The 18073-nt window shown below is 38.2% G+C and carries 13 protein-coding genes; 6 read left to right on the top strand and 7 right to left on the bottom strand.

All coding sequences use genetic code 11. The annotated features are described in order from the left end of the window. The first annotated feature begins 310 nt into the window (after window positions 1-310). From ACRD64_RS02865 to ACRD64_RS02855, 3 genes are all read left to right on the top strand, one after another. On the top strand, window positions 311-1471 hold the full coding sequence (locus ACRD64_RS02865) for an aldo/keto reductase (protein ID WP_430931655.1): 1161 nt from the start codon (window positions 311-313) through the stop codon (window positions 1469-1471). A gap of 67 nt (window positions 1472-1538) precedes the next feature. After that, window positions 1539-2387 (top strand): DUF6599 family protein, encoded by an 849-nt coding sequence (locus tag ACRD64_RS02860; RefSeq protein ID WP_430931654.1) that lies wholly within the window; start codon window positions 1539-1541, stop codon window positions 2385-2387. Between the two features lie 961 nt (window positions 2388-3348). Beyond that, the gene (locus ACRD64_RS02855; protein WP_430931653.1) at window positions 3349-3822 is read left to right on the top strand and encodes a toll/interleukin-1 receptor domain-containing protein; all 474 of its coding nucleotides are present in this window, start codon (window positions 3349-3351) and stop codon (window positions 3820-3822) included. 38 nt (window positions 3823-3860) lie between these two features. On the opposite strand, the gene ACRD64_RS02850 is transcribed toward ACRD64_RS02855, so the two are convergent. The 7 genes from ACRD64_RS02850 to ACRD64_RS02820 all read right to left on the bottom strand — a co-directional run bounded on the left by ACRD64_RS02850 (window position 3861) and on the right by ACRD64_RS02820 (window position 15638). Continuing rightward, window positions 3861-6293 (bottom strand): TonB-dependent receptor domain-containing protein, encoded by a 2433-nt coding sequence (locus ACRD64_RS02850; RefSeq protein ID WP_430931652.1) that lies wholly within the window; start codon window positions 6291-6293, stop codon window positions 3861-3863. A 107-nt stretch (window positions 6294-6400) separates the two neighbouring features. Continuing rightward, on the bottom strand, window positions 6401-6913 hold the full coding sequence (locus tag ACRD64_RS02845; RefSeq protein WP_430931651.1) for a DUF3124 domain-containing protein: 513 nt from the start codon (window positions 6911-6913) through the stop codon (window positions 6401-6403). Window positions 6914-8343: 1430 nt separating this feature from the next. Continuing rightward, window positions 8344-9975: a hydroxylamine reductase gene (gene hcp / locus ACRD64_RS02840; RefSeq protein WP_430931650.1), complete on the bottom strand. Its 1632-nt coding sequence runs from the start codon at window positions 9973-9975 to the stop codon at window positions 8344-8346. A 181-nt stretch (window positions 9976-10156) separates the two neighbouring features. Further along, window positions 10157-10300, bottom strand: coding sequence for a hypothetical protein (locus ACRD64_RS02835; protein ID WP_430931649.1), 144 nt, complete (start codon window positions 10298-10300; stop codon window positions 10157-10159). Between the two features lie 772 nt (window positions 10301-11072). After that, on the bottom strand, window positions 11073-12632 hold the full coding sequence (locus tag ACRD64_RS02830) for a sulfatase family protein (protein WP_430931648.1): 1560 nt from the start codon (window positions 12630-12632) through the stop codon (window positions 11073-11075). A 199-nt stretch (window positions 12633-12831) separates the two neighbouring features. Beyond that, the gene (locus tag ACRD64_RS02825) at window positions 12832-13482 is read right to left on the bottom strand and encodes a hypothetical protein (protein WP_430931647.1); all 651 of its coding nucleotides are present in this window, start codon (window positions 13480-13482) and stop codon (window positions 12832-12834) included. 236 nt (window positions 13483-13718) lie between these two features. Beyond that, window positions 13719-15638, bottom strand: coding sequence for an AAA domain-containing protein (locus ACRD64_RS02820; protein WP_430931646.1), 1920 nt, complete (start codon window positions 15636-15638; stop codon window positions 13719-13721). Window positions 15639-15776: 138 nt separating this feature from the next. Here ACRD64_RS02820 and ACRD64_RS02815 point away from each other — a divergent pair, with 138 nt between their 5' ends. From ACRD64_RS02815 to ACRD64_RS02805, 3 genes are all read left to right on the top strand, one after another. Continuing rightward, a complete protein-coding gene (locus ACRD64_RS02815) occupies window positions 15777-16097 on the top strand; it encodes a zinc-ribbon domain-containing protein (RefSeq protein WP_430931645.1) in 321 nt (106 codons plus the stop codon). 341 nt (window positions 16098-16438) lie between these two features. Further along, complete coding sequence (locus ACRD64_RS02810; protein ID WP_430931644.1) at window positions 16439-16900, top strand: DUF2784 domain-containing protein; 462 nt, start codon at window positions 16439-16441, stop codon at window positions 16898-16900. Beyond that, a complete protein-coding gene (locus ACRD64_RS02805; protein WP_430931643.1) occupies window positions 16887-17636 on the top strand; it encodes a Mut7-C RNAse domain-containing protein in 750 nt (249 codons plus the stop codon). Before ACRD64_RS02810 ends, ACRD64_RS02805 begins: the two co-directional genes overlap by 14 nt. Window positions 17637-18073: the final 437 nt, after the last annotated feature.

Raw genomic sequence — 18073 nt, 5'->3', positions numbered from 1 at the left:
TATATGCAGGGAATGGGAGGTAAGGCTGGAGAAAACGGATTACATTCACATTTTCTGTATTAATTTGCTGCTGTTCTGTTTCCAGCGAAGAAATGGTAAGAGCACCTGATTTTGTATTCGAAATTCACCTAACTAAAATTTCATATCCACACATTCTTAACAGCTTACAAACTGGTATCGTTGTAGTCAGAAAGAAAAACTATGCAACCGAAATAGTTTTTGGAATCATTATAAATATGATAGACACACTTTGATTACTCTCATATTTTCAATAAATTAAGGCAAAATACGCTTGCTAAAAAATACAGCCATGAAATATTTTAATCGAAGAAATTTCATTAGAACAACAGCCGCTGGAGCAGCCGCAATTGCCATTGTTAATAATACCCAAACAACATCAGCCCAATCCACTTCCAAACCAAAGATAATAACCCGAAAACTTGGTAACACTGGTTTGGAGATTCCTGTTTTAAGTATTGGATGTAATTCCGTAAGCAGTCCTTCCGTTATTAAAGCTGCCTTAAAAATTGGGATCACCCATTTTGATACTGCTTATCGTTATCAGCAAGGCAACAGCGAAAAACTATTGGGCGAAACGCTAAAAAACGTAGATAGAAATTCTTTTACGATTGCTACCAAAGTAAGACTGCAGGATACGGATGAAAAATTTCTGGAAATGCTGGACGAAAGCCTTACTCGTCTGCAAATGGATTTTGTAGATATTTTGTACTTGCATGGTATGTCGAACGCCGATATAGTGAAAGATAGGGCCACCATTGCACAACTTAAAAGAGCCAAAGAATTAGGAAAAGCCAAGCACATAGGTTTCTCCACCCATAGAAACGAACCTGACGTTATAAGGGCTGCTGTTGAAGCAGGAGAATACGAGGTAATTCTAACCGCCTATAACTTTAAACATGACGATGCCCATGCCATCAAAAAACAAATGGAAATAGGCGCTAAAAAAGGAATAGGGTTTATCGGTATGAAAGTGATGGCGGGTGGATTCCTGAACAAACAAAACTCGAAATCAGTTAATTACACCGCCGCATTAAAATGGGTACTGAAAGACGAGAATATTTGCACTACCATACCCAGCATGGTTAACCTGGAACAGCTTCAAACCAACATGCAGGTTTTAAGCAACCTGGATCTTTCAACCGAAGAAAAAAAAGACTTGGCTTCGGCACAAAATGAGCAGGGACTTTTTTGTAACGACACCTGTAATATTTGCGTTTCGGATTGCCAAAAAAACCTACCTATTCCGGAATTAATGCGTGCTTATATGTATTCATACGGATACAGAAGCCCGTTGCAAGCCAAAGATTTAATCACAGCACTAAATATTGGCGAAAACCCTTGCCATGACTGCAATAAATGCACGGTAAGCTGTGTGAAAGACTTTGATGTGACCATGAAAATTAAAGACATCAGCAGACTTGCTGTAATACCCACGGATTTCTTAGCTTAATTTAGGACAACTTTTCCAAAGTTGAATACCTGGAAAAAGGCATAATGTCCCATTTTAATTAGAGTATATGAAACACATATCACAAATTATAATTACTTTTTTACTTACTTCAATTTCTAGTCAGGCACAGCTCAAGTTTCCGGAACTTAACAGTTGGCAAAAAGCGGAAAAAACAGTCAACTACACGCCTGATAATCTATGGGAATATATTAATGGCGCTGCCGATTATTACTTAAAATATGGTTTTGTAAAAATGGAGATGATCGAATATTCCCAGTCGTCGGATTATCTCACCGTTGAGGCATATATGCAAGAAACCCCCATTAATGCTTTTGGTATTTATGCGTTTGAGCGACCTTCAAAAACGAACTACATTAATATGGGTGTCGAGGGCTACCTGGAACCTTCCGCTTTGCATTTCTGGGTCGATCAATACTATTTTAAGATAACAAGTAATAAAGAAAACAACGGTAAAACATTGCAAATATTAGGCAAAGCTATAATTGCAGAGAATAAACTGATGGGCTTCAAACCCGATTTCTTGAAATCGTTTCCTTCGATGAATAAAATAGCGCATACCGAAAAGTTTTATGCCCAAAACTATTTAGGACATGAGTTTTTACATTCGGCATTAGAGGCCAGCTACAAGGATGACAATTGCAAGCCCAAACTGTTTATTATAAATTGTAAAAACAAAACAGAAGCTCGGAAGATGGTTCAAAGCTATTTGAACTTTGTGAAATCTGAAGAGAATATTAGGGAAGGAGAAATTTTGCAGTTAGACGATATGTTTACCGGTATTGTTTGTCTGACCCAGTTAAATAACAAAGTTCTTGGCACAACGGAAGCCGACACCCCAGAAACAGCCATTAAGTATTTAAACCGTTTAATATCATCGGCTGCAAACAAACCGTAATACTTGTACAACCAGGTAAAATTGCGCTATCAATGTCCATGCCGAAGTTCTAAAATATAATCCCGGCAAACCCAACTTGGACAAGCCAAAACCTTTTTGGCTTGGACTCGCCCAAGTTGTTTGGCAAAATTTTTTATTTAAATTTAAAACTAACGATAATTGTAGCATGTAATTGCTATGAAGTAAATTATTAAGCGTTAAAAATTTTGCTTACGTAGCTTATCTCAATAAGCTGCCATTTTTTGGCAGAATATTAAGGGTTAGATACTAAGACCGGTCTCCTTGTATCGATTTGCCAAAAACATGGCATTTTTGCTATATGATATCATCTGGATACATAAGGCATGTAGGCTATATAAAATATAGCACGAGAATTCCCGGTCTAAAACGGAAACAAATAACACAACCATCAAGCCAATAAGTTTTATCTTCAAATCATATGAGTGGTATAAAAAAACCATAAACAAATAGATAGGACGGCTGGCCGGTAACCCGTTTTGCAGAATGGCGGAAGATCAATATCAGCTTAAACCTGGATCATGTATTGGAGGTTTGTCATGAGCATTTAAGTAATTTCAATGTATAATAGAGTTTCTTAAATATTGCGGGTTAAAATAAACCATCCGTATTCAACATTAATAACACCCTTTAAAAGTCCCTATTTAGACTTGATTTATTTGTCTGAAAAATTGTAACTTATACGGTATAAACCCCCAAACAATTAGAGTTTATTTATTCATCATAAATTAACGCCGCCATTATTATGCAACAATCTCTTATTTTAGAATTCTCTATTGTTCTTGTTATTCTAATAGGTCTTTTCATTTTTCTTTGGAAGAAAAAACTATTCTCTAAAATAAGGAAGAAATCCAGTCTCCCTTCAAAGGAATCCGAATTAAATACGAAGCAGTCCACAAAGCTAATTCATAAAACTTCAAGCGAAGAAAAAAGTAAAGTTATATTGAAAATATTTCTTTCTTACAGGCGAGACGACAGCAGCGATATTACAGGACGAATCTATGATAGACTTGTTCAACATTTTGGCGACGGGAATATATTTAAAGACGTAGATTCTATTCCCCTGGGAGCGGATTTTAGGGATCACCTTGATTCCGCAGTATCGAAATGTCACTTTTTCCTTGCCATCGTAGGGCCGGATTGGCTATATGCTCGTGATGATGATAGTACATCTTACTTGAATAACCCTTCTGATTTTGTGAGGATAGAGCTTGAGAGTGCGCTCAAACGTGACATTCCTGTGATTCCTATTTTAGTAAGAAAAGCAACCATGCCTCTTGGGAATACCTTACCTGAAAGCCTTAAGCCTTTTATATACCGCAATGGCATCTCAATACGTCCTGATCCGGATTTTCATAACGATATGGATAGGTTGATGCGTGCCATTGAACACCATCTCCCCAAAAACAATTTATAAAATAAAAATTGTATAACTGAACGGTTGCCTGGAATATTTTACTCGGCAGTAACCCTTCTCTGCTCTTCATCAGACGCTGTTTTTCGCTTACGCGCCTTCACAGCCTGGTTGCCGAATTTGTGCGTAAATTTAATGCGTAGCACACGTGGCTCAAAATCCAAACGCCATCTGGCATGAATATTCAGATCCGGTATTTCGGTTTCAGACCCGAACACATTGGTCTTAAATGCATCGGTTAAATTAATACTTAACTGACTGTTTTCATTCTTGAGTTTCATCTGCACACCAATGTCAACCCTTCCCCGTGCCTTAGCTGTGTATACACCCCAGTTTGATTTTGAGGTATAGAACCCTGAAATTTCCGAACTTATTTTTTTGCTGATGATAAAGTTCTGGGTTCCATTGAACATGTATGACCCTTGCTTATAATCTATTTTGGTGTCTTCATAATCCGTTATTGTTCTATTGTGAACCCAGGTAAAGTTATAACGCATCTTCCACCAGGAATTAACATTGACAGGGAATCCCAGCATCACATTCTGAGTTTTAACCTGATCCAGGTTTCGGGAAACAAAATACTGTTTGGTTTCATCTTCGCTTTGTTTGGGTTGAAAACGTGTTATCGCATCTTTGGTCTCGGTATAACTGTAGGACAAAATCCAGGATTTATAACGGTAATCCACCTTTAAGTTATCGCTAAATGCGGGTAACAAATCCTCGTTTCCCGACACATAAGTATCAGGTGTAACAAATGCAATAAATGGGGCCAGCTGGTTAAAGGTAGGGCGACTAATCCTGCGGCTATACGAAAATTGAATCGTATTGTCGTCATTAAATCCATGCGAAGCATAAAAGGTAGGAAACAGTTCTCCATAATGCATGTCGATAATACCTTTTTCCGTTTCCGAATCCAGGGTAGTGTTCATATATTCATATCTCAGTCCGGCAGATAAACTGGTCTTTTTGTTGGGATTAAATTTTGCAGATAAGTATACGGCGCTAATATCTTCCTTCATATTGAACATGTTCGTCAGCTCCTCATCAACTGTCCACATCGCGTTATCAAAATAAGTAAGGCTCACGTCATTCGAAAACCAGGTCATGGTTTCTTTAAATCCTGCTTCCAAACTTAGTTTTTCGTTCACCGATGTGGAAAAATCAACAGCTCCCACCAAAATATCAATAGGTGTTTCTTTGGTGACTCTAAACTCTTCGGTCGACTCCACAACATTGTTCAAACCCAAATTTTCCAGGGTATAATCCGCCGGGTCGTCGTGATAATAATTCAAATAATCGATATTAACATCCAGAATTACCTCTTCATTAAAATGATGCTGTAAATTGATATTGCCCATACCATGAATCCACTTACCCACTTTTTTCTGATTCAGATCGGATTCGTTGGTAAGGTTTTGATCTGTGTAATATTGGATGGCATTTACACCGTCATCATCCCAGTCGCGCACATACCCCGAACCCAGCATGCTCAAAATCGTTTTACTACTGATGGTATAATCAAACCCCATCCTGATATTATGATAGGTTCTAATGGCTTCCCAGTTCATATCCGTGTACGTCTCCAATTCCGAACCATCCACCATAAGTTTTCTGTAGGAATTGATTTCTGTTCGCCTGTTCTGAAAATTTGCATTGTACGAACCAAAATAATTGACTTTATCCACATGGTGATTAATGTCCAGGCTGGCGTTCATTCGCTCACGGTGCGCAACACCGGCCCCCAAGGTAAAGGATCCGTTAGTTCCCAGATCTTCGCTCTTTTTTAACACAATATTGATAATTCCGGCATCTCCTTCGGCATCGTATTTCGCGGGAGGGGTGGTAATGAGCTCAATGCGTTCCACATTGTCGGCATTCATGGCGTCGAGCATTTGTACGGCAGCTGCAATAGGCATTCTGCTCCGTTTACCATTAATCATCACCATCACCCCACTCTTTCCGGCCAACGACAATTCCTCATTCTGGCGATCAACGATAACACCGGGTGATTTTTCCAACACCTCCAGCGCCGTACTCCCCGAAGAGCTAATACTGCTTTCTACGTTCACCACCATCCGATCTATTTTCAACTCATATATGGGCTTTTCCGCCACCACCTTTACCCCATCAATTTCATGTGGCATTTCACCTAATAAAATGGGCTTATTATGATGATGATCTTTAGAACTTCGTATCTCGAAAGGTGTCGAATAACCTTTTTTATAACCCAGCATACTTACTTCGATAATATACTTGCCAGGTTTAAAACTGGTAATACTGTAAAAACCTTCGTCCGTGGCCATCAAACCAGATACCACCGAGGAATCACTTTGATTTATTAAAATAACATTGGCAAAAGAAAGTGGCCGGTTGTCGAAATCGCGCACCGAACCTTGTATTTGGGCAGAAATAGAATTGTTTATTATTAGCAGTATTAACAGGGTAAGGTTTGAAATCCATGAATTGAGCATCATAATATCCTATATAAAGAGTATAATATCTCAATTTACGTATTATAAAACCCTTTGTCAAGCCATAAGTATTTATTATGAGTAAGATTGTATGTATTAACTCCTTCCTATTATTCAACTATCCGCACGCCTCTGGTGGTGAACGAAAGCCCCTGCTGTCCGTATGTTGAAATCATTACTGCCTCAAACAATGGAGGGTTTTTATCATTTACTGTTGCCCAGTCAAAAATAAAATTTGCTCCCGAGCCTCCCTCAACATCTTGTTCTTCTATTATTATTTCGACCGTTTCGAGCGGGCCTAAAAAAATCGGATATTTGATATATTGCCGAATATTTTCTCCAACGGTATTAAAATAATCAGCTTTTAAAATATAAACTGAATCGGTTACCGAAATATTCCGAATACTTACAGTCGTGGTAAGGTCAAATGTCCTATGCTCAAAAACGTGATAAATATAAGAGTATACCGGGAGGTAGGTTTTTCCGAGGTTGTAGCCATCAAAATTCTCGACAGCAGCCTTTTTATCTTCCCAATTTGCTTGCTTGTTTGTATATTTATCGGTCTCTGTTCCGCAAGCAGTAAACACGAAGATAATAAGTAATAATTCTATCGATTTTTTCATATTATTTCTTTCAATTTTGTAAGTGCACGTCCACCAATGGTTTGCCTATGAACACTTGCGTGGGTTAGCCGTTAATTTTGCAAGTACACACCAAGATAAAAATCCTTGCGGATTTTCAGCAACAGCCGGAACAGCAATTACTTATCGCCATTGTTTTTTTTCTCAAATGGTTATGTTTTTCTGTTTGGGAAATATCGGTAGCTGATACTTTAACCTTAACCCCCCTCTTCTAAAAATTTCTTTGTATTATGACTTCCCATAAAGCCTGAACCGCCAGTAATTCCAACTGTTCCCATCTTTTCTGTTTTTTGCAAAGTTATATTGCTTCAAATAAAGGCCAACTGCCACCGATAAGTCTCATGTGGAAAGCATTACACTACTCTCCAAATCTGCACCATCGTTTATCTAATTTAATTACGTTCATATTTAGCCATACGGCGCATTAGTTATATACCTTGTTGAACTAAACCTTCTTCGTTGGTAGACCGAATATAGCTATTTTAACCCGCAATAAGCATTAGATATGGTTTTCATTTAAGTTCTAGGTTGTAAAATGATTTACCTGTTTTGTCTACATAAACAATTATACCGTTAAATCCTTAATCATTCGCCTTCATGACTTGCTCCTGAACGGTGCCTGAAAGTGCCATTACCCAAGCCTTTATTATTGGCCAAGCAACAAAATACAAATAGATTATTGTTCACGGAAACAATAAATTTCCGAATACCCATTTTCAAATCTCTTTAGTCATTCAGTTTTAGGTATGTTTTTTATTTCAAATTAGCCACAATAGGGATAGAATGACAGCTTACTCCGCCTAGCCTTGCAGATCCGGATCTCTCACACTCCTATTACGGACAAGCTGTACAGATTTATTCATTGGATTAAATATAATCCGAGATTTATCATTCGAAATTTGAATATTTCCTTCATGCCGACAGGCATAAGCCGTATCCAGGGAATCCCGGTCTAGAAAATCTTACCTTGCTGTGTAAGCAATGTATATATTTTGATCATCGAATTGGCATGTAGATGAGGTCTAATGCCAATTTTGGGATAATAGTTTTTCAAGATTTCCCTTGCTCAATTCTGTATCCCAATGCTTTTAGCTTGCGAAGATGTTTCCCCTGCACAAGGGCTTGGTCTCTTAACGCACAAATTAAGGCTTCGATCAACAGTAGCCGTTACGACCTACCTTGATTGCAGCCTTAATTGTTAGCCATAGTATTCACTCCCTTTTTTTTCATCAAGGATTTCTTGAATATCATCTTTACATTGCGCTCAAACCGCACCAACTTCTATCTATCCTCCAACTTCTTCAAGATTTTTAATCCCTCTTCCTTTATGGCTTTTGCTATCTATATTACTTTTATAAGTTTCCATACAAGACAAGTGCAAATTAATAAATCTTCCTCCAAAAAATTACGATTTAGGCCAGTCCAAAAATTTTCATGTCTTCTTCTACTGTTTTAACGGTTTGAACATTAAATTCTTTTTGAACTGCTTCCAACAGATTTGGAGTTAACCAAGCTGGCAATGTTGGACCCACATGCGTATTTTTCACGCCCAAATACAATAAAGCAAGATGCACAATAATTGCTTTTTGCTCGTACCATGCAATATTAAACACAATAGGAAGTTTGTTTATATCATCCAAATTCAGAACCTCTTTCAGTTTCAACGCCACAAATGCCCATGAATAGCTATCGTTGCATTGTCCTGCGTCCAGAACTCTGGGAATACCGTTTATATCTCCTAAGTTCAATTTGTTGTAGCGGTATTTCGCACAACCCGAAGTAAGAATTACAGTATCTTTTGGTAGTTGTTTTGCAAATTCGGTGTAATATTCACGGGATTTTTGGCGTGCATCACAACCTGACATGACCACTAATTTTTTGATGGCACCGGAATTTACAGCATCCAGAACCTTATCGGCCAGGGCAAGTACCTGATTATGCGCAAATCCGATTGTAATTTCGCCTGTTTCTATTTCTGTGGGTGGTGCAAAAGTTTTGGCTAATTCAATAATTTCAGAAAAATCTTTATGCCCGTTTGGCAGTTTCTTCTCAATTCTTTTCCATTCGGGCATGCCTGCTGCTCCGGTTGTAAAAATCCTATCGTTGTACGTTGTTTTTTTACGTGGAGGAACTAAACAGTTAGTTGTAAATAAAACCGGGCCATTAAAACTCTCAAATTCTTCTATTTGACGGTGCCAGGCATTACCATAATTACCAACCAAATGTTTATATTTTTTAAAGTTAGGATACGCATTTGCCGGTAACATCTCGGAGTGTGTGTAGATATCAATTCCTTTGCCTTCGGTTTGAATTAAAAGTTGTTCTAAATCTTTTAAATCGTGTCCGCTAATTAAAATACCTGGATTTGTACCCACTCCGATATTCACTTTTGTGATTTCAGGATTTCCGAATGCCGTTGTGTTAGCTTTATCCAACAAAGCCATAACTTTCACCCCGTATTCACCTGTTTTTACAACCCAGTTAAATGCATCTTTTAACGAAATCGGTTTGGTTATCATAACCATACTTTCTTCCATGAAATTGTAAATCTCCTGTTCTTCAAAACCAAGATTAAAAGCATGTTCTGCATAAGCCGAAATTCCTTTTACTCCGAACAATACATATTGTTTCAATCCGCGAATATCTTTATCCGTGTCATAAGTTAACGTACCTACTTCTGGTGCTTTATCGTAGATCCCGGCATCAGAATTGGCATTCCAGCTTATAGATGGATGATTATCAGAAACCTTAACTTTAGATTTCAGGTTATCCCGATAGCTAATACAATCTTTAATTGCTTGAATGATCGACTTGTCATCAAAATTTGCATTGGTGATAGTCATAAACAAACAATTAGTAATGTGTTTACTTTCTGCATTTGTATCAATTCCTTGCTTTCGAGCTTCTATTGTCAAATACGAAAGTCCTTGACAAGCAAACATCAACAAATCCTGAATATTGGAAGTTTCTTCGGTTTTACCGCAAACTCCTTTTACTGTGCAACCTGTGTTCTTGGCTGTTTCCTGACATTGATTACAAAACATACCTTTAATTTTTTAGTATACTCAAAGTTAACTATTGTGTACCAATATGCTGATACATTTCCTATTATTTTGGCTACTAATTTGATAAATCTTCAAAATTGCAATAAACTTCTTTTTTGTATGGATTTTGCCTAATCAAACAGCTGTACTTTTTATAATTGTTCAGTAATGATTTATAAAGTCAGACCGATTCCTGGTATTCTTTGTCTTTTAGAATTTCGTTTAGTAATGCTGTTTTTCCCACTTGTCGTGCACCTGCAACAACAACAGCTTTTCCTCCGTTAACCATTTCCGCTATTGTGTCCTCTATTGTACTGTCAAACATCTTTTTATTTCAAAGTACAATTAAATACCATACTGACCCATCGTCATGCCTTAACATCACCAAAGTATCGAAATGTCCTATCTTTTGCATGTGTACAACGGTTAGGGCAAGATGTCGCAAGCGATTCATCCTACGAAGTGAGGATTGTCCGGCCTCAGAAACGCCCAAAAAAGCGATTGAAAACATTAAGGCCAAAACACACAAGATAAATCTTTTACAGCTATCGTTGGAAGGTGTGTTTATATGTTCCTTTTAACCCGCAATATGCATTAGAAAATCTATTACACATTGAAATTGTTTCAAAACAAGACACTCCGCTGCTTCACTTCAACTCACCATAACGATGCTCCCGAAAGTAATCGTGACAAGTGATGCCTCGTTTCAGTAATGCCTTGTTTTATTGCACTTTCAATGTTCACGACGAAGTCCTAATGCATAATCCGGGTTTAATTCAGCATAACATGAACAAACAGACATTGATATAATTGTTGTCACGAGTTAATACATGACAAAGCATGGCTTGTCGTGACTACAACTGACAATAGCTAAGGTTTTCGTGTTCATAAATGAATTCCCATAAACCATTCGGGTTATGCCAATTAGAATCGAGAGTCTAATCGTTTTATATGCGTTTACAAACACTTATAAGCTGATTTGGAAGGTAAAATAAGGTTTAAATGCACAAAAAAAGTGCCCGGATTGGACACTCTTTTTGTTTTATAACGTTTTATATACCGATTCGTTTCTAAAAAGGTATTACATGCTCAAAACTTTAGTGCAGCTCCAGCTTTTGAACACCTTCACTGGCATCCCCTCGGATAGCCTCAAAAGCAATCTTCATCTCTTCCAGTTTTTCGGGATGGGTCTTGGCCAGGTTTTTCTCTTGTCCGATATCCTCTTTTAAATTAAAAAGTTGATATTCATTTGAATTACCCACTTCAATATTCACCTGTGTATTCACCGGTTTTCCTTTGTAAGGAGGAATCATGGCCCAATCGCCATTACGATATGCAGTTCTTGATGTAGCTTCAATTACCAAATCATCCCTTCCCTTATCTGTTTTTCCTAAAAATACATCCAGCATGTTCTCGCTATCGGCATCCGGTTCTTCCACCCCTACCAGTTTAGCCAACGAAGCCATTAAGTCCATTTGACATACCAGGGCATCCGAAACTTTTGGCTGGATAGTTCCTTTCCAATAAGTAAAGAAAGGAACGCGGGTGCCAGCTTCGTATAAGCTATACTTCCCTCCTTTCAACACTCCTGTAGGTGCATGATCACCTAGTTTCTCTACTGCATCGTCATAATAACCGTCATTTAAAACTGGGCCATTATCACTTGAAAACACGATTAAAGTATTCTCCATCAATCCTTCTTCTTCCAATGCCTTGATAAATTCGCCTATACACCAGTCGGCCTCAGCAATAACATCTCCACGGGGCCCTAAATTGGTAGATCCAACAAAGCGAGGATGCGGAGTACGGGGAACGTGAGGCTGTTGCATGGCGTAATACAAGAAGAAGGCTTCGTTTTTGTGTGCTTTTACATAGGCCTGCGCTTTTTCTAAAAAGTGATCTGCCATATCAACATCTTTCCAGCGGGCAGCTTCTCCACCCTTCATGTATCCGATACGTGGAATACCATTAATAATTGTGTTATTGTGCCCATGGTGCCACTTCATTTCGCATAACTCAGGATTATCCTTACCTGTTGGTTGACCTTTGAAATTGTTTTTATAATCAATTTCTATAGGGTCGTTTTTATCCAGGTTCGCCACATGACCGTTATCGATATAAACGGTAGGTACCCGATCCTGGGTGGCCGCCATAATGTAAGCATAGTCAAATCCAACTTCGTTAGGTCCGGGGCTCACTCTATCGTTCCAATTAACAATTCCCGTTCCCAGGCCCAGGTGCCATTTGCCCACAATACCGGTATGGTAACCAGCCGTTTTTAACATTTTTGGAATAGTCATTTGTTCTGTCCCTATTAACAGAGGAGCAGTACCGGGAAGAATTTTCGCATTTTTATTACGCCAAGGATAGGTTCCTGTCAACAGACCGTACCTACTTGGCGTACACGTTGCAGAGGTAGCATAGCCATTAATAAATTTAACACCCCCATTGGCCAGCATGTCCATGTTAGGGGTTGAAAGTTCTGTTGCCCCATAGGCACCAACATCACCATAACCCAGGTCATCCATGTAAATAACTATAATGTTTGGCTTTTTGGAAGCTTCACTTATTTCTGCTTGCTTTTTACCTGCTGGAGCACATCCTGCCATAACCGCTAAAGCAATCAAAAATGGATAAATCAAGTTTGAGTTTTTCATGTGTATTATATATGTAAATTATTTTCTGTCATTGCTATGCTTTATCAAAAGCATACCAAAGATAAAATAATTCATTATTGAAATACGACACAATAAAACATAAATAAGGGGGGTAATATGTGCTTTTGGGCACAATTAATAATTATTAGCGTACAATATCGTCATAATACCCGGTGCTGATTTGAAGATACACATGGCATTATTTGTTCCAGTCCACCATACTCATCTTATTATATATGGTGACCGGTGACATATAAATTTCGGACTTGAATGCCTTGTAATCTTCGGAAGCGTCGGAATCATAAAGCACATAAGCAGCCCATTGAAAAAGTTGTTCACCAAATCCGGCCGCTATGGTTAATCCATCGGTATAATGCTCAACTTTTCGCTTACCTTTTTTCGAAAGATATTGCACACCTCTTCTGATTACACCTGTCACTTTTCGGCTTTCGTAATCTCGGATATGCATTAACTCATGTGCAAATAATCCAATACGCGCTTCTTGCGGCACATCCGATAATAACACACCGTTAAAATTCACATCATTATTCACATAAATAATATACTGACGGTTCTTCTTGCCCAGAAATAAAGACCAAATACCAGGACGCGCGGTCATGGTGGTTTTTAGCTTCTTTGTTTTGATGCGTATTTTGCAATGGTGTAAATCTGCAAATTGGGTGTACGGAACTAAAAAATTACTGAGATACATTTTTTTGAAAGTAGTATCTACTTTTAAAGAACCTCTTTGCCAATAATTCTTTTCATTGGATTGTGCTAACCCGTTAATGGGAACTGTAGATAAGAAAAATATACTTGTAAAAATAGTTGCGACGTCCTTCAGCTTCATGTCTTTCTCATTTACCTTATTTTATAAATAAAATGCAAAAAGGTTTCAAAAAGTTCTTTTCGAACAGCATAAAAACCAAGGTTAATCGTCAAACACCGCAGCCACAAACGGAAAGACCACACCCATAAAAAATGTTAAATTTCATTTCCCATTACAAGTTGATCGATTGGGTCTCCCTTTTAGCTAAATTATTACACTATTGACCATTGATTTATTGTGTAAAAACCACTTGCCATTTAATACAGCCATTCAAATGCACTTCGGTAAGCTCCAATTTCATTGACATAATCTAAAAGCCGTCCATAAAAACTATGCTGGCCAATGGTGGCACTATCACCTACGATAACCAACTTTTTACGCGCCCTGGTCATGGCCACGTTCATTCTTCGGGTATCCGCTAAAAAGCCGATCTCTCCTTTTTCGTTACTTCGAACCAAACTGATATAAATAACATCCCTTTCTTGTCCCTGAAAGGAGTCGATGGTATTCACAGACAGCTGAAGGTTACATTTTTCGAATTCTTCCTCCACCCCTTTAAAATTTACCTGCAACAATTTTACTTGTGCTTTATATGGCGAAATAACGCCAACACTTGCTTCGCTTCCAATGCCCTGACTCTCCAGGCCACCAAAATACTGTCTGAAATGTTTTAGTATCAAGTCACTCTCTTCCGGGTTAAAAGAACTTTTAGTTTCCTTGTCGACCTGCTCGAAAAACCCACAACCTGCCGTATCCACAAATTCAATGGCTAAGTCGCCATCAAAAAGCGTCCAGTTCTCCACTTTATCATTTGCCTTAAGCTTGTCGCCATAGAAATATTGGCTCGAAAAACGCATGATTTTTTGGTTCATTCTGTATTGCTCCCGCAACATCACATCCGCCCTATTTCGTTTGATGGCTTTCTCAAACAAAGTCTCGTCCAATCCGGCCCTGGCTGCCTCAAAAGATTTTATGGTAGGGGGCAACTGACAATGATCTCCGGCAAAAACGACACGGTTTGCTTTTGTGATCGGAATCCATGTGGCAGGTTCCAATCCTTGGGCTGCTTCATCCATAAAAACCGTATTAAATTTCCTGTCTCTTATTTGATAGTTGGAAGCCCCTACCATGGTGCTGGCAATTACTTGAGCGTTACTTAAAATATCGTTGACAATGTAATATTCCAATTGCTCCGCTTCCTTTTTGAGCTTACTCGATTCCTGCAACAATAATCTTCGCTGCCGACGTTCTTCATGGCCAAAATTACGCTTGTATTTCATCGCCGTTCGGTAATATTCCTCGGCCTGCTTTTTTATGGCTTTCAAATCTTTGTAATTAGTATGATGTGCAATTCTGGCATCCAGCGTTAAGCTCAGTATTTCCTGGGTAACCCTTGCCGGATGTCCAACTCTAACGACATTTAACCCCTTCTCCCCCAATTTTTCGCATAACAAATCGATAGCTGCATTGCTTGGGGCACACACCAACACCTGACTCTCCGATTTTAAGGTATGGCGAATACTCTCTACCAATGTAGTAGTTTTTCCTGTTCCGGGGGGGCCATGAACAATGGCCAAATCATTGGCTGACAAAATAAGGTTCAGTGCGCGGTTTTGACTTATATTTAGCTGAGGAAGGATGAGCCCTTTCCTTTCAGTAAAAGTAGCTTCCTCCGATTCCAGCAACAAACTTCTCAAATACGCCAAACGGTCATCTTGTGGAGTGATCACCAAATTCAAGGCTCTTTCCATTTCCAGATAGGCATTTTCATCAAACATCAGCTGAACACCGACATTTCCATCTTGCAACCAATCCGGCTCCTCATCTCCGTTCAAGGTAATTATCATTTCAATTTCGCCAGCCCGGTTCACCACACCGCTTACCGCATGTTTATTTTCATTGTTATTTCCTGCATAGGAAAACAGCGAAACCAATTTTCCGGACTGAAAAAGATGTGATTCCTTGTGCTCCTTGGGTCTGGATACTTTTACCAGCAAGCGCTCCCCGGCATCAAACCTGGCACGTTCAATATTTAACGGATACCAGCAAACCCCTTCTCTCCTTCTTTCCACCACCGAAGTGTTGGACATCTTACGTTTATATTGAAGCAAATCTTCTTCTTTCTCCTTTAACAGAAGCTCGTGTACCTTCTGAAGTTCCTGAATAGCCCTTCTCATAATAATCCTGATTATTTCGTGTACGAAATTAACACATCAAAATTTAAATACGAGAGGAACAAACAATTTTCTATGTAACATTACCATAACATTTACGTTAACATCTTAAAAATAAAACTTAAACAAAAACTATCTTTTATGTTAATTTATGGATGGCGCTCATCTCACATCAAAACACTCCCCTCAAAAAATATTACGTGCCCAAATTGTAATGAAAAGGGTGGTATTGTAAATAGTTATTACGGACGATATTTCCACTTGTTTTGGATTCCAACATTCTCGTTGGGTAAAAAAGGTGCATCACAATGTAGTAAATGCAACCATATTTTTGAACCTAAACATATGTCCGAAAATATAGAAAGACAGTACAAAGAAATGAAGTGCGAAGTTAAGCTTCCTTTATGGCATTTCTCTGGATTAATCATCATTGTTTTAATCGCTGTGATTATGACTTATTAGAGCAAGGCTATACCTAAAAATGAATAACAATACCTGACCAATCCGATAGCTGGTGATGCGTATAAATACGGGGAATAACCAGAGCGCTTTTTTCAACCATAATGGTTGTTGATGTCAAGGATGACAGCATTATGTTTTTGCAAAACAATTATGGTTTTAGCACAATAAGCGGCATTGAAATAATTGATATAGATTCATATTATAGACAGGATATGTAAATTATGCCGAGAACAGAATTAAGAAAAATGTTCGATAATGGGATCATTTATAAGGTGACCAGGAATTAGTTTGGGACTTGATTCAATAGTTGAGTAAAACCTTTGATTGTCATTTGCAATTAATTGATTGAAAATATTAATGGTGCGGTTTCGTCTGATTTCGCACCATTTTTTTTGCCTAATCGCAACTTCGGCCATACCTTTGTTTGGATGGTTTACAAAGTGTTGGCCGACATAATATTCATGCTACACCTCTTTTTTATTGTTTTTGTCGTGCTTGGGGGTATTCTTGTTTTGAGGTGGGAAAAGCTGGTTTGGGTTCATATTCCTTTAGCTTTGTGGGGAGTTATTGTTGAATGGGGTAATTTTATCTGCCCATTAACTCCCTTAGAAAATAAACTGAGAGAACTAGGTGGAGGTACTGGCTTTGAACTAAGTTTTACTGAGCAATATCTTTATCCAATTGTATACATTGACAACCTTAATCGCGAAGTACAGTTGGTATTGGGACTAATTGTTCTGTTTATAAATTTTGTGGTTTATTCCATGGTATTCCTAAGAAAAAAAAATCATGAGAAAAGATAAACACATATGGTTCCGGTTTTACGCCGAGTTAAATGACTTCCTCACTGCAGATAAAAAACAGGTCTCTTTTAAATATGCGTTTATCGGACCTTTAAAAGTGGAAGAAGCTATCTTGTCGATGCGGGTACCGTTGTCAGAAATAGACTTGATCCTTATTAATTCACAGCCTCAAACACTCGACTATTTTCTTAATCATAATGATTACGTCTCGGTTTATCCGGTATTTGAATGTTTCGATATTTCACCGATAAACAAACTTCGCAAAGAACCTCTCCGTCGCTCTACCTTTATCCTGGACGTACACCTTGGCAAACTGGCCAAATTCTTGCGAATGGCAGGATTAGACACCCTGTATAGCGATCGTTTCGAAGATTCGGAGATTATCGATATTTCTTTAGAAACAGGACGGATAATACTAACCCGCGACAGACAGTTGCTTCATTCCAAACGCATAAACCACGGGTATTTCGTTCGCAACATCGACCCGCTGAAACAATTTAAGGAAGTATTGGCAAAGTTTAATTTGGGTTCACAACTTAAACCCATGATGCGTTGTCTGAAATGCAACAACCCACTGGAACCTATCAACAAAACAAAGGTCTTGAATAGAATAAAACCTGCGATACTCAACCGTTTTGACACCTTTTATACCTGTAAGCAATGCAACCATATCTATTGGAAAGGAAGCCATTATGAAAGAATGACCGAATTTTTGGCTTCAGTCAGGCATTCCTGAAGCCTATGGTTAGAATTAATAAATCAGCAACCCAATTACTACGTAAGCATCTTATTTCCTACCCAAAGATTCATAAGTTTTTTACTAAAAAAAGCCATACATAGCAAAACTGTTTAATCCGGATTATGTATTAGAGGTTCGTCATGAGCATTGCAAGTACAATAAAACAAGGCATTACTGAAACGAGGCATAACTTGTCCCGATTAATTTCAAAGAATTTATCGTGGGTAAAAAAATTACATTAAAATTTCATCGCACTTGATGTTGCGGGGATTTATATTTGCATGTGTAATATTTTATATGGCGGTATATAATTCAAGTCGCTACTCTATATAGTAAGTGTAATTGCTATATTATGGTCATGTAGGATTATTAAATATTTATTGGTATATTTATGTCGCCATAATAAATATTACACAAATGAAAACTAGACTCTT

This window comes from Saccharicrinis sp. 156 (assembly GCF_050589685.1).
In the GTDB taxonomy this organism is placed as follows: domain Bacteria; phylum Bacteroidota; class Bacteroidia; order Bacteroidales; family Marinilabiliaceae; genus Saccharicrinis.
The sequence above is the reverse complement of the archived record's forward strand: the minus strand, read 5'-3'. Positions and strand labels throughout refer to the sequence as shown.

Bases quoted from the DNA above. Each gene is read 5' to 3' on its own strand.
- ACRD64_RS02805 (WP_430931643.1), top strand. From the start codon at position 16,887: ATGAGAAAAGATAAACACATATGGTTCCGGTTTTACGCCGAGTTAAAT.
- ACRD64_RS02860 (WP_430931654.1), top strand. From the start codon at position 1,539: ATGAAACACATATCACAAATTATAATTACTTTTTTACTTACTTCAATT.
- ACRD64_RS02815 (WP_430931645.1), top strand. From the start codon at position 15,777: ATGTTAATTTATGGATGGCGCTCATCTCACATCAAAACACTCCCCTCA.
- ACRD64_RS02820 (WP_430931646.1), bottom strand. From the start codon at position 15,638: ATGAGAAGGGCTATTCAGGAACTTCAGAAGGTACACGAGCTTCTGTTA.
- hcp (WP_430931650.1), bottom strand. From the start codon at position 9,975: ATGTTTTGTAATCAATGTCAGGAAACAGCCAAGAACACAGGTTGCACA.
- ACRD64_RS02835 (WP_430931649.1), bottom strand. From the start codon at position 10,300: ATGTTTGACAGTACAATAGAGGACACAATAGCGGAAATGGTTAACGGA.
- ACRD64_RS02830 (WP_430931648.1), bottom strand. From the start codon at position 12,632: ATGAAAAACTCAAACTTGATTTATCCATTTTTGATTGCTTTAGCGGTT.
- ACRD64_RS02845 (WP_430931651.1), bottom strand. From the start codon at position 6,913: ATGAAAAAATCGATAGAATTATTACTTATTATCTTCGTGTTTACTGCT.
- ACRD64_RS02865 (WP_430931655.1), top strand. From the start codon at position 311: ATGAAATATTTTAATCGAAGAAATTTCATTAGAACAACAGCCGCTGGA.
- ACRD64_RS02850 (WP_430931652.1), bottom strand. From the start codon at position 6,293: ATGATGCTCAATTCATGGATTTCAAACCTTACCCTGTTAATACTGCTA.
- ACRD64_RS02825 (WP_430931647.1), bottom strand. From the start codon at position 13,482: ATGAAGCTGAAGGACGTCGCAACTATTTTTACAAGTATATTTTTCTTA.